Here is a 13,023-nt window from a genome sequence, read left to right as displayed (position 1 = left end):
TCGCGTCAAGGAGCGAGGTCGCCCCGCTCGTGGTCCTCGCCGTACAAGGGCCATTCCGGCATGTCGGCAGCATAACTTGACGATCAGCCGTTTGGGTACTGAGATGCGGAAATGGACGCAAAGTCGCAGCCGGTTGGTCAATCACCCACACTGTTCGGGGATCACACGTGGCGCAAGGCCGCGCGCCGGCTCGTGCCTTACCTTGGCCTGCTGTACTTCGTCAACTATCTGGACCGGGTCAACATCGGGTTCGCCGGTCCGAACGGGATGTCGGCCGAACTGGGGCTGACGGCGACCGCGTTCGGCTTCGCGTCAGGGATTTTCTTCATCGGCTACCTGATCCTGGAGGTGCCCAGCAACCTGGCGCTGCACAAGTTCGGGGCACGCCGGTGGATCGCGCGGATCATGGTCAGCTGGGGCGTGGTGGCCACCGCGATCGCGTTCGTGCCCAATCCGACGGTGCTGATCATCCTGCGGTTCCTGCTCGGTGTCGCGGAAGCCGGGTTCTTCCCGGGCATCATCCTGTATCTGACGTACTGGTTCCCGGCCAAGCACCGGGCGCGGATGGTGGCGTGGTTCATGGTCGCCATCCCGATCTCGAGTGCGATCGGCGCGACGGTGTCCAGTCTGCTGATCCGGCACGGCGAAGGCGTCTTCGGGCTGGACGGCTGGCGGTTCATGTTCCTGGTCGAGGGCGTCCCAGCGATCCTGCTGGCGGTGGTGACCTGGTACTACCTGACCGACCGGCCATCGCAGGCGAAGTGGCTCACGCCTGAGGAGAGCCAGTGGATGCAGGCCGAACTGGACCGGGAACGTGCCGAGACCGAGCAGACGCACCACTGGCCGTTGCGCAAAGCCTTGACACACGGCCGGATTCTCGGTCTCGCGTTCGTCTATTTCGGAAACGTGTACGGCCTCTACGCACTCGGCTTCTTCCTGCCGACCATCATCTCCGGCTTCCAGCAGCAGTTCGGCACGACGTTCTCGATCGTCGAACGCGGACTGATCACGGCGGTGCCGTACGTCGCGGGTGCGATCGCGATGGTCTTCTGGGCCCGGCACGGGGACCGGACACAGGAGCGCGTCTGGCATGTGGCGCTGCCGATGCTCATCGGTGGCGTGACGATTCCGGTCGCGTTGTACCTCGGCAGCCCGTTCGCGGTCATGGTGGCGGTCACCGTCACCGCGATCGGTATCTGCTGCGCGCTTCCCACATTCTGGGCACTGCCGTCGAGCTTCCTGGCCGGCACCGCGGCCGCGGGAGGCATCGCCCTGATCAACTCGCTCGGCAACGTCAGCGGGTTCGCCGCTCCCTACATCACCGGCGGCCTGCAGGACCTCACCGGCTCGCAACGGACCGGACTGTGGGTCGTCGGCGGCTGCATGGTCGCGGGCGCCTTGCTGGCAGTGGCTTTGAAGGCGGTGCCATCGAACTCGGGACCGTCGAAGAATGCGACTTCTGGCGCCTTGACTGACGAGTCGGGCACGGGGAAGGGTTCTGACTGACCTGTCTGGTTCCTTGTTTGGGGGTTGTTGTGCGGCGCGTAATGTCCGTGCTGACAGCGGTTGTCGTGGCACTGCCACTCGCTGCAGCGACTGCTTTGGCCGCGCCGCAAGGCCCGGTGTTCAAGGATGGCCAGGCGCAGCCTGTGTTCGATCCGGCGGATGTCGTCCGTGAGAGCCTGTGGGTGACGGCCCCGGTGGACAGTGACCGCGACGGCAAGGACGACCTCGTCCACGTCGAGGTCGTGCGGCCGCGCGCCACGGAACAGGGTTTGCGCGTTCCCGTGGTCTATCAGGCTTCGCCGTACTACGCGGGCGGTAACGACGTTGCCAACCACAACGTGGACGTCGAACTGAACGCGCCGACCTGGCCGGGACACCGGCACGGAACGGCGGGTGATGAGCGCGTCGCCGCCGCGATCGGCCCGAACCCCGCGATCACTTGGCGTTACGAGCAGTACTTCACCTCGCGCGGCTTCGCTGTCGTCTATGGCGAGTCGTTGGGCAGCGGGCAGTCGACGGGATGCCCGACTTCGGGTGGCCGCAACGAGACCATCGGTGCGAAGTCCGTTGTGGACTGGCTCAACGGCCGCGCGAGGGCTCGCGATGCCAACGGCGGCGACGTCCGTGCGAAGTGGACGACCGGCAGTGTCGGCATGATGGGCGTGTCCTACAACGGAACCCTGCCCAACGCCGTGGCCACCACGGGTGTCCGGGGCCTGGACGCGATCGTGCCGATCGCCGCGATCTCCAGCTGGTACGACTACTACCGCCAGGACGGCGCCGTCGTCGCGCCAGGCACGTTCCAGGGTGAGGATCTCGATGTACTCGCCGAGTACGTCTACACCCGCGCCGACCGCGAGATCTGCAAGCCGGTCATCGAGGAGATCCGGCAGAAGCAGGACCGGGTCACCGGTGACTACAGCCCGTTCTGGAACGAGCGCAACTACCTCAAGGACGCGCACAACGTCCGCGCCGCCACCCTCGTGGTGCACGGCCTCAACGACTGGAACGTCAAGGACCTGCACGCCGAGCAGTGGTACGAGGCGATCAAGAAGACCGGTGTGCCGCACAAGATCTGGTGGCACCAGTCCGGCCACGCCGACCCGTACAACCTCCGCCGGGAGGAGTGGCTGGTCACCCTGAACCGCTGGTTCACCCGCTACCTCTACAAGCAGCAGAACGGCGTCGAACGCGAGCCACGCGCCACTATCCAGCGCGAGGACAAGACCTGGGTCGACGAAGCCGAATGGCCCGCGCCCAAGACTTCGGACGCCTCGCTGAACCTCGGCGCGGGCGGGAACACCCGCGGCACGCTCGGTCTCTCGCCAACCCACGGCTCGGTGAACGAGTCCCTGACCGACGACGCCACCAAGACCGCGGAGACCCTCGTCGCCGCGGACGCCTCGCCGAACCGGCTGGCGTACTCCACCGGCGTGACCAAGGCTCCGGTCCGGCTGTCCGGCCGCGGCAAGGTCGACCTGAGGGCCTCGTTCAGCCGCCCCGCCGCCAACGTCACCGCGCTGCTGGTCGACAGGGCTCCGGACGGCAAGCGCACGATCGTCACCCGAGGCTGGACCGATCCGCAGAACCGCCTCAGCCCCTGGTTCACCTTGCCGATCACCCCGGGCCGCGAGTACTCCATCGAGGTCGAATTCGAGCCGAAGGACTACGTCTTCGCCGCCGGCCACCGGATCGAGTTCGCGCTGCTGTCGAGTGACTTCGATTACACCCTGCGCCCCCAGCCGGGCGCCGGGATCACCCTCGATGTCGACGACACCCGGCTTGACCTGCCGATTGTCGGCGGCAAGCGGACCTTGAAGGATGCTTTGTGATCAAGTCTCAGCGCGGGCATACCACCTCCTCAGCTGATGTTCAGCTGAGCAAGGCACTCTGAGGCTATTGCGGCTGTCGGGGGCCGCGGGCAGAGGTGGAGGGCGCGATGTTGCGCGACGAGGTGATCAGCTGGGACACCGCCAGCCGTCAGGGCGGCAGGCAGTTCAACGCGGACGCTGTCGGGGCGTCCATGGATAACGAAGGCCGCGTGGTGTTCGCGCTCGCCGACGGCATCGGCGACGACATGTGGGCGTCCGAGGCGGCTCGTATCGCCTCGGACGTGGCCGCACGGACACCGAGCTCGGCGGGACCGGTCGAGGCCGTACTCGCCGCGCAACGAGCCTTGGAGGCGCTCAACACGGGCGCTGACGCGGTGCTCGTCGTAGCCATGCCCTCGGAGGAGGGCTATCAGATCGCGTGGGTGGGCGACGCCCGCGCGTACAGCTGGGACGGTACCGAGCTCAAGCAGCTCACCTCGGACCAGACGATGGCCGAGTACTTCCGTCTGCACGACTCCATCCCCACACCACGGATGGAGCACGTCGTGACGAACTCGCTGCGGACCACCTCTGCCGAACGCATCGGCACAGCGACGGTGACGGGCTTCAAGAGCGTGTTGCTGTCCAGCGACGGTGTGCACAAAGTCGTTTCGCCCGAGACCATCCAGGCTGTCCTGGCCGAGACGGGGACGACGACGCTGACGCGAGTGTCCACATTGGTGGAGACCGCCATGGTGCTCGGCGGCCGGGACAACGCCACCGCATGCCTCATCCGCCTGACGGACTAGGCGGACTGGGACCTGCCGGGTGGGCCTGTGCAGGGCAGGCTCACCCGGCCAGGATCCTCCTGCTGTCAGGAGATGAACAGCGTCTGCACGGCGACGGCCGCCGCGCCACGCGCCCACTCCTCGAACGGCAGCGGGCGGAGAATGAGCTCGCACTGTGCCGCGGCACCGAACGCGTGCGTGGCGAACGTTTCGCGGAGCTCGTCCGCGAACAGGTCATAGGCGTCCAGGCCTTCGCCGGACACGATGATCCGTTCCGGCCCGACCAGGTTGGCCATCGCGGCCAGGCCCCGGCCGATGGCCACACCGGCGCGAGCGAACACCCGCTGCAGCGCCTGATCGCCCGTCCGGGCCCTGGTGACGATCTCGGCCATGGTCAGGCCACGCTCGCCAGTCGCCGTCCTGGCCTGTGCGACGATCGCGTCGGTCGATGCGATGGCTTCGACACAACCTGTTGCGCCGCAATGACACAGCGGGCCATCTCCAGCGACCGGGATGTGCCCGATCTCCCCGGCGACCCCATGCGAACCGGTGACCACCGCGCCGTTGACGACCAACCCGCACCCGATCCCGGTACCAAGCGTGACCAGGGCGAACGAGGGTGCGCCGATGCCGTCGCCGAACCAGCGCTCGGCGACCGTGATCGCTTTGACGTCGTTGTCGACGGTCGTCTCCAGACCGGTCGCCTCGCCGATCGGCTCGGCCAGCTGAACGTCCTGCCAATGCAGGAAAGGGGAATAGCGGACGTGACCGGCTTCCCGGTCGACGTCACCGGCGACTGTCACACCGAGGCTGTTGGTCCGTTTCGTGTATTTGGGGGACAATGCGAGGAGTTCGGCGGCCATTTCCGCGACGCCTGACACCACTGCGTCCGGTTTCCGGGAGGGCAGTCGGTGGAACCTGGTGACCAGGATCTGCGCGCGCAGATCCGTGACCACGCCGATCAGTTCGCTGTCGGTGATCTTGATGCCCAGGAAGAACTCGCGGTCGGCGCGTACTTCCAGCGGGCTGACGGGCCGGCCGATACCGGTTTGCTCCGAGTCCAGCTCGGTCAGGTACCCGGCTTCGATCAGCGGCCGGGCCGCCTTGGTAACGGCTGCCGACGACAGGCCGGTGCGCCGCGCGACCTCGACCCGCGACACTGGGCCCTGGGTGAGCACCGTGGTGAAGACGGTGGCCGATGCCGGGCTGGTGACCGGTGCCCGGCCGCTCTGGCGTCGGGGCGTCATGCTTCGGTAGCGTAGGCATCATAAATTAACTTCGTCAAGAAACTAAAGGAAACACGAGGTCCCGGCATGGCTGAAGTCCTCTTCGATGGTGACGAGCGGCTCTGGTTGCTGGCATGCGCGACGACGTCGTATGCCATCCGGCTCGACTCGTCGGACGCCCCTCGGCACGTGTACTGGGGCCCCGCGCTGACCATCGAGCAGGCAGCCACCGTCCGTACCCCGGTCGCACCCAGGATCGCCAGTTTCGACAGCGACACTGATGAGGAGCTGGTCGTCGAGGGCGGGGCACGGTTCGACGCCCCCTCGCTGCAGGTGCGATTCCCTGACGGAACCCGCGCGTTCGAATGGCAGTACCAGGATTTCACTGTCGAGGACGGCCATCTCGCGATCCGCTTCACCGACCGGCACTATCCGCTGGAAGTCGTGCTGCACTACCGGATCAGCGCCGATACGGACGTGATCGAGCGGTGGACGACACTGCGGCACACCGGGAGCTCCGGACCGATCACGTTGCTGCGCACCGACTCCGCGTCCTGGTATCTGCCGTATCGAACCGGATATCAAGTGACGCACACTGTCGGCGGCTGGTCGAGCGAGTTCCAGTTGCAGAACACCCCTGTCCCGTATGGCGAAACTGTGTTCACGAGTCGTCGCGGGACTTCCAGCCATCAGGCCAACCCCTGGTTGTTCGTGCACGACGGCGACGAGGTGTGGAGCGGCGTACTGGCGTGGAGCGGCAGCTACCGGATCACGTTGCGGCGCACTTCTTCCGGGCAGACCAGCTTTTCCGGCGGCTTCGGCTATGAAGGCCTTTCGTGGCAGCTGAACCCGGGCGAGGAATGGGAAACCCCTGTCTTCGCAGGACTTTATGCCGCCGACGGAGTCGGCTCCGCTTCACGCCGGTGGCATGCCTATGTGCGTGACCACGTGCTGCCGTATCCGGGCGAAACGCGACCGGTCGTCTACAACTCCTGGGAGGCAACGGAGTTCGACGTCAGCGAGGAGAACCAGAAGAGCCTCGCGGCACGCGCGGCGGCTTTGGGCTGCGAGCTGTTCGTGATGGACGACGGCTGGTTCGGTGCACGTACCCACGACGCGGCGGGCCTCGGCGACTGGACTGTCAATCAGGACCGGTTCCCCGGCGGTCTCAATCCGCTGATCGCCGAGGTGCACCGGCTGGGCATGCGGTTCGGGCTCTGGGTGGAGCCGGAAATGGTGAACCCGGACAGCGATCTCTACCGGAGGCACCCGGACTGGGTGCTGCACATGCCCAACCGTTCCCGCACGACGATGCGCAACCAGCTCGTGCTGAACTTCGCCCGCGACGACGTGGCCGAATGGGCGCACAAATGGCTGGACCAGCTGGTCAGCCAGCACGAGATCGACTTCCTGAAGTGGGACATGAACCGGCCCTTCAGCGAGGCGGGCTGGCCGGAGTCGCAGGATCCGGACCGGCTGTGGGTGGATCACGTCCGGCACGTCTACACCATCATCGACCGGCTTCGGGCTGATCACCCGGGCCTGCGTATCGAGGCCTGTTCCGGTGGCGGTGGCCGGATCGACCTCGGCATGCTCGCCCGCACCGACCAGGCCTGGACCTCGGACAACACCGACGCCCTCGACCGGATCTTCATCCAACGCGGGTACGGCACGGTGTATCCGGCCCGCACCATGTCCGCCTGGGTGACCGACAGCCCCAACCAGCTGACCGGCCGTACCATTCCGCTGGCTTTCCGCTTCCACGTGGCCATGGCCGGTGTTCTCGGTATCGGCGGCAACCTGCTCAACTGGACTTCCGTCGAACTCGACGAGGGCGCTTTGCTGCTGGCGCAGTACAAATCGATCCGGCACATCGTCCAGCACGGCGCGCAGTACCCGCTGGACGCCGGCCCGGTCACCGGCGTCCAGTACATCCTCGGTGGTGAGGTTGTCGTGCTGCTGTGGCAGCCAGTCGTCCGCTTCGGCCAGCCGCCGCTACCTGTGCGCCTCAAGGCCCTCGACCCGAATGCCCGATACAGCTCGGGTTCTTCGGTCCACGAGGGCGCTGTCCTGCTGCATCACGGCCTCATCCCCACGCTGCCGTCCGGTGACTACGCCAGCGCCATGATCCACCTGACCGAGGTCACGCCTTCCTGATCTCGACCTCGTTGGTGTTGTGGTTCAACAGGATCAGGTAGTCGCCCCGCCGTGCCGCCTGCACACCGTCCGGCAGTCCACTGAGGACTGGCTGGACGGCGGCCCCGGCGGTGACCTCGTCGACGACCGCGCGCATGGCCTCGGGATTCAGACGGGTGCCCAGGTACCAGGCGACGCCTTCGCCGAACTCGTTGCGGGTCAAGGCCGGGCCGAACTCGAAGCTGCCCTTCGGTACCGCGGTCTCGGTGACGATCTCCTCCGACCAGAGGGTGCCGGTGGCGGGCCGGCCGAGGATCTCGACGGGGATCTCGGCGTCCAACGGGCGGAACTCGGGGATCGTCAGGCCGAGCAGTTCGCGGAACGGTGCGGGGTAGCCGCCCAGGTACACGCGGTCGTTGCCGTCGACTATGCCGGAGAAGAACGACATCAGCAGGTGACCGCCCGTGCGGACGTACTCGGTCAGGTTCGCCGCTTCCTTGACCAGGTACAGGTTCGGCACGACTACAAGCTTGTACGCCGACAGGTCGGCGTCCGGTTTGACGACGTCACAGCCGATGTTCGCCTCGAACAGCGGGGTGTAGTGGGTGAGCAGGGCGTCGATCTGGGTCAGCTCGGTGGACGGGTGCGAGTCCAGCTCCAGAGCCCACCAGTTGTCCCAGTCCAGGATCAGGGCGACCTCGTTCTGCGATCGCGTGCCCACGATCGCGCTGTGCTGCTTGAGTTCCTCGCCCAGCTCGGACACTTCGCGGAAGGTCCGGCTGTCCGGGCCCGCGTGCGGCACCATCGCGGAGTGGAACTTCTCGGCGCCGCCCTGGGACTGGCGCCATTGGAAGTAGAGCACGGCGTCCGCGCCGTGCGCGATCGCCTGCCAGCTCCAGAGCCGCATCTGGCCGGCGGCCTTGATTGCGTTGCGCTGACGCCAGTTCACCGCGCTGGGCGCCTGCTCCATGAGGATCCACGGCTGGCCGTTGCGGGTCGACCGGATGACGTCATAGCTCAGGCCTGCGAGGATGTGCGAGTTCTTGTCGAACGGGTCCGGGTAGGAGTCGTAGCTGACGACGTCGACCTGCTCACTCCAGGCGAACAGGTCGAGCGTCCTGGCCAGTGGCACGTGGTTCGTGGTGACGGGGGCAGGGGAGTACCGGCGGATCACGTCTCGCTCCAGCGTCATGCACTCCAGGAGCGTGTCTGACGAGAAGCGTGCGAAATCCAGCTGCTGCGTGGGATTCGAGAACGTCGGCGCGGTGCGGGGCGGCAGGATCTCGTCGAAACTGTCGTAGCGCTGGGACCAGAACTTGGTCGACCAGGCTTCGTTGAGCGTGCCGATTTCCTTGTAACGCTGGGTTAGCCAGGTGCGGAACGCCGCCGCGGAGACGTCGCAGTAGCACGCCCTGGTGTGGCATCCGTACTCGTTGTTGATGTGCCACAAGGAAAGTGCTGGATGGTCGTGATACCTCGACGCGACCTGTTCGACCAGCCTTGCCGCGTGATCACGGTAGATCGGGCTCGACGGGCAGTACGCCTGCCGTGCGCCCGGCCAAAGCCTGGTGCCGTCCGCTTTCTGCGGCAACGTCTCCGGATGCAGCCGGGCCAGCCAGGGCGGGGGAGACGCGGTCATGGTCGCCAGGCTGACCGCGATCCCGGCGTTCGCCAGGTTGTCCATCACCTGGTCGAACCAGCCGAAATCGAACTCGCCCGGCCTCGGCTCGACCTCGGCCCAGGAGAAGATCCCGACGCTCACCATCGATACGCCGGCCTTGCCCATCAAATCGATGTCCTCGGCCCAGATCTCGGCCGGCCATTGCTCGGGGTTGTAGTCTCCGCCGAACCCGAAAGTCCCCAGTGGCCAGTGCATCTCTCTCCTCCAGTCCAACAGCGGCGCGGCAGGGTAGCGCACCCCACCGACATTCTCGCCGCGACAGCATCTCCCGCGCGCCACTTATCCACAAAACCCGGTTGTCCACAACAGCACCCCGCCACATCTCGTACCCATCCACCCACCCCGGGCAGAGTCGAAGCATGACCACAACACAGCGCACCCACATCAAACTCCGGGACGCGGGCGAACTGATCGCCGCCGTCCCGCACCTGCTGGGCTTCCGCCCGGCGAACTCCCTCGTGATCGCCGCCCACACAGGCGGGAACAGGTCGAACGTCTCGCTGTGCCTGCGTGCCGACATCCCCACGCCGGACCTCTACTGGTCTCTGGCAGAACAACTCCAGGTGCCCGTCCTGCGCGCCAACGCCTGCGGCGTCAGCGTCCTTGTCGTGTGCGACGGAGTGGTCGATCCGCCGTTGCCGCTACCACACAGCGCACTCGTCGAGGCCGTCACCAAAGTGTTCGGGGCAGTCGGCGTAGCGGTCTACCACGCGTTCTGGACACCGGAGATCGCGAAGGACGCCAGCTGGTGGTGCTACACGAACCTGGAATGCAACGGACAACTCCCCGACCCGACCTCGTCCCCACTGGCCGCCGCCTCCGCGGCGTCCGGCTCCATCACCTATGACAGCAGAGCCGAGATGCGCGCCTCCCTTGAACCTGTCGACCGCTACCCGCTCGCCCTCAGAGCCGAGCGGATCAAGGCCGCCCTTCTGCACCAACCAGACGAAGCCCGCGCCACCAAACTTGTCGCCGATGCCATCGCCGACGTCCGCGACGGCACACTCACTTTGGACGACGACCGAATCGTCGACCTGGCTGTAGCCCTGTCCCACATGCGTGTCCGCGACGGATGCCTCAAACCCGAGGTCATCCAACTGGGCAGACCCCTGGAACAACTCTGGGCGGACCTCACCCGCGCCTTGCCGGTCCCGTATCGGGCCGAGGCCGCCTGCCTGCTCGCCTTCACAGCCTTCCTGCAGGGCGACGGCGCAAAAGCCGGCGTAGCACTGGACGCAGCCCTGGAGGCCAACCCCGAACACTGGGGCGCCCAACTCCTGCGCTACTCCATGGACTGGGGCCTACCCCCAACCGCCGTAGCCGAAGCCGTCGCCCACGCCTTCCACGGAGAACAAACCCATGCCCAGAACTGACACCCCACGCCAAAACAGGGCCTCCCACGGCCTTCCGGCCCCTAGCCGATCCGTGTCGTCGTGTCAGTCGAGGTTTGCTTTCTTCCGATGTGATTGTGACGCTTCACCTGGGGAAAGATCACGCCCTCGCCGGGCAGGCAAACCTCCCTCGAATGAGGGGAAAAGAGAGGCCCGCGCCTCACCCTCGATTGGCCTGCCCCGGGGTAACCACACATGCCCAGGACACTGCACGCTTGGGTTTCCGCCGGCGCCCGCACCAGGCCAGGGCTGATCGCCGCTGCACTGCGGTGCCCTGAGCATGTGTGATCAGGCTCCGCCCAGACCGACCGAGGATGAGGACACTCAGGACACACCTCTGCCCGCGCTTTCCTTTGCTGGGGCTCGATAACCAGCGCCAGTTCACGACCGAGGGCGCCAACCCCGCCCGCCAGACCACTCAGCTCGGTGACCGGGGCTAGGGTTGCGTTCGTGGGCGCTGACCGGGCCCGCCAGCTGACCATCCTGCCTCCCTGGTCAAGGTGCTGCCGCGCCCGCCAGGCTTCGTGTCAGTGACTTGTCCCGCTTCCTACTCGTGGGTGCTGACCGGATCGGCTTGGACTGGTCTCGCTTCTCGCAGGGGTGTTGCTTGGGTTTGCTGGGCTTCGGGGAAGTACCTGCAACGGGCCGGATGAACACGGCAGGACCACCACGTTCGTGCGGTGTCAGGGGTGGGTCAGGGCGGTGACCGTTCGGTGTCAGGAGAGCGGGCGATTGTTGCTCTCGTGATCAGCGGGCCCTACCAACGGGGACCGCACAAACCATCAGGAGAACACAATGCAGACTTTCGACACCCCGGCCCCGATCTCCGCCGTTCTGGACATCCCGGCCGGACACGTTCAGCTCATCGCCACTGACCGGGCCGACACCACCGTCGATGTCCAGCCCGCCGACGCCAGTAAGGGGCGCGACGTGAAAGCCGCGGAGCGGGCCACGGTCGCGTTCGCCGATGGTGTTCTGCGGGTCCACACTGCCGAGCCCCGCAACCAGTACTTCGGTCCTTCCGGCACCTTGAAGGTCACCGTGTGCCTGCCCGTCGGGTCCCGTGTTGAGGCCAAGGACACCGCTGAACTGCACGGTGTCGGGCGCCTGGGCGAGGTCTTTGTCGATGGTGCGTACCAGCAGGTCACCATTGAAGAGGCCGCCAGTGTCCGGCTCACCGCGGCTCACGGCGACGTCGAGGTCGGCCGCCTGGGTGGCACTGCGGAGATCAGCACCACCAAGGGTGACATCCGGATCGCCGAAGCTGTCCGCGGCACGCTTGTGTTGCGCGCCCAGGCCGGGGATATCTCCGTCGGTGCCGCCGCCGGCGTCTCGGCAGTTCTGGACGCCGGCACCAGCTACGGCCGCATCAGCAACACCCTCAAGAACGACGGCACCGCTGAGCTCGACATCCGGGCCACCACCTCATACGGCGACATCGTCGCCCGCAGCTTGTGAGGTGCCTGGCCGGGGTCGTCCGAGGGCGAGACCCTCGGACGACCACCGGAACACGGGTCCTAACGGGAGCGGGTGAAGTCCCAGGCGTCTTCGACGATGGTGGCGATGTCTGTGCGTTCGGGTTTCCAGCCGAGTTCGGTGCGGGCCCGGTCGCTGGAGGCCACCAGGACGGCTGGGTCGCCGGCGCGGCGGGGGGCCGTCTGGGCGGGGATCTTGTGGCCGGTGGCGGTGCGGCAGGCCTCGATGACCTGGCGGACTGAGAAGCCGGTGCCGTTGCCGAGGTTGTAGATCGCGTGCTGGCCTGGGGTGGCGTTCTCGATGGCGAGGAGGTGGGCGTCGGCGAGGTCGGTGACGTGGATGTAGTCACGGACGCAGGTGCCGTCTTCGGTGTCCCAGTCTTCGCCGTAGATCTGGACCTGGTCGCGCTGGCCGGTGGCGACCTGCAGGACGATCGGGATCAGGTGGGTCTCGATGGCGTGCCGTTCGCCGTAGCGGCCGTGCGCGCCTGCCACGTTGAAGTAGCGGAGGCTGGTGGCCGCGAGGCCATGTGCGGCGGCGTAGGAGGTGATCATGTGGTCTACGGCCAGTTTGGTGGCGCCGTAGGTGTTCGTCGGACGGGTGGGTGCCGTCTCGGGGATGGGGACCTCGTCAGGTTCGCCGTAGACCGCGGCGGTGGACGAGAAGACCAGCCGGGGAGTGCCGTGCTCGCGCATGGCGTCCAGCAGACGCAGGGAGGTCACCACGTTGCCGTGCCAGTACTTGGCCGGGTCCTGCATGGACTCACCGACCAGGGACTTGGCGGCGTAGTGCAGCACGCCGTCGAAGCCTTCGCCCAGCAGTGTGTTCGCCACGTCGGCGACGTCCGCCTGGACGAGCCGGCAGCCCTCAGGCACCGCGTCGGCGTGCCCGGTGGACAGGTCGTCGACCACGACGACCTCATGGCCGGCCTCGACGAGCCGGGCGGAGCAAGCGCTTCCGACGTACCCCGCACCGCCCGTCACGAGCAGCTTCACAGGTTGTTCCCCT

At 66.7% G+C, this 13,023-nt stretch carries 9 protein-coding genes; 6 read left to right on the top strand and 3 right to left on the bottom strand.

Translation table 11 applies throughout. The features are described from left to right. Window positions 1-111: 111 nt before the first annotated feature. The 3 genes from JOF56_RS55840 to JOF56_RS55830 all read left to right on the top strand — a co-directional run bounded on the left by JOF56_RS55840 (window position 112) and on the right by JOF56_RS55830 (window position 4,126). On the top strand, window positions 112-1,506 hold the full coding sequence (locus JOF56_RS55840) for an MFS transporter (protein WP_209647616.1): 1,395 nt from the start codon (window positions 112-114) through the stop codon (window positions 1,504-1,506). Window positions 1,507-1,547: 41 nt separating this feature from the next. Then, entirely contained in the window at window positions 1,548-3,338 is a 1,791-nt protein-coding gene (locus JOF56_RS55835) for a Xaa-Pro dipeptidyl-peptidase (RefSeq protein ID WP_209647615.1), read from the top strand. Between the two features lie 107 nt (window positions 3,339-3,445). After that, window positions 3,446-4,126: a PP2C family protein-serine/threonine phosphatase gene (locus tag JOF56_RS55830; RefSeq protein ID WP_209647614.1), complete on the top strand. Its 681-nt coding sequence runs from the start codon at window positions 3,446-3,448 to the stop codon at window positions 4,124-4,126. A 65-nt stretch (window positions 4,127-4,191) separates the two neighbouring features. Here JOF56_RS55830 and JOF56_RS55825 read toward each other — a convergent pair whose 3' ends face one another. Beyond that, the gene (locus tag JOF56_RS55825; protein ID WP_209647613.1) at window positions 4,192-5,352 is read right to left on the bottom strand and encodes an ROK family transcriptional regulator; all 1,161 of its coding nucleotides are present in this window, start codon (window positions 5,350-5,352) and stop codon (window positions 4,192-4,194) included. A 66-nt stretch (window positions 5,353-5,418) separates the two neighbouring features. On the opposite strand from JOF56_RS55825, the gene JOF56_RS55820 reads away from it, so the two are divergent. Beyond that, window positions 5,419-7,488 carry an alpha-galactosidase gene (locus JOF56_RS55820; protein WP_209647612.1) on the top strand — a complete coding sequence of 690 codons (2,070 nt, stop codon included), beginning with the start codon at window positions 5,419-5,421 and terminating at the stop codon, window positions 7,486-7,488. Here JOF56_RS55820 and JOF56_RS55815 read toward each other — a convergent pair. Beyond that, entirely contained in the window at window positions 7,475-9,343 is a 1,869-nt protein-coding gene (locus JOF56_RS55815; protein WP_209647611.1) for a beta-galactosidase, read from the bottom strand. The two genes, JOF56_RS55820 and JOF56_RS55815, sit on opposite strands and share 14 nt — an antisense overlap. 164 nt (window positions 9,344-9,507) lie before the next feature. Here JOF56_RS55815 and JOF56_RS55810 point away from each other — a divergent pair, with 164 nt between their 5' ends. After that, on the top strand, window positions 9,508-10,521 hold the full coding sequence (locus JOF56_RS55810) for a DUF4192 domain-containing protein (protein ID WP_209647610.1): 1,014 nt from the start codon (window positions 9,508-9,510) through the stop codon (window positions 10,519-10,521). 813 nt (window positions 10,522-11,334) lie between these two features. Continuing rightward, window positions 11,335-11,997 carry a DUF4097 family beta strand repeat-containing protein gene (locus JOF56_RS55805; RefSeq protein ID WP_209647609.1) on the top strand — a complete coding sequence of 221 codons (663 nt, stop codon included), beginning with the start codon at window positions 11,335-11,337 and terminating at the stop codon, window positions 11,995-11,997. A gap of 59 nt (window positions 11,998-12,056) precedes the next feature. Here the strand turns inward: JOF56_RS55805 and galE are convergent, their stop codons facing one another. Next, window positions 12,057-13,010 (bottom strand): UDP-glucose 4-epimerase GalE, encoded by a 954-nt coding sequence (gene galE / locus JOF56_RS55800; RefSeq protein WP_209647608.1) that lies wholly within the window; start codon window positions 13,008-13,010, stop codon window positions 12,057-12,059. Between the last annotated feature and the right edge of the window lie 13 nt (window positions 13,011-13,023).

This window comes from Kibdelosporangium banguiense (assembly GCF_017876405.1).
Classification (GTDB): domain Bacteria; phylum Actinomycetota; class Actinomycetes; order Mycobacteriales; family Pseudonocardiaceae; genus Kibdelosporangium; species Kibdelosporangium banguiense.
Note: the sequence above shows the minus strand (reverse complement) of the source record. Positions and strands in the feature narration are given on the sequence as shown.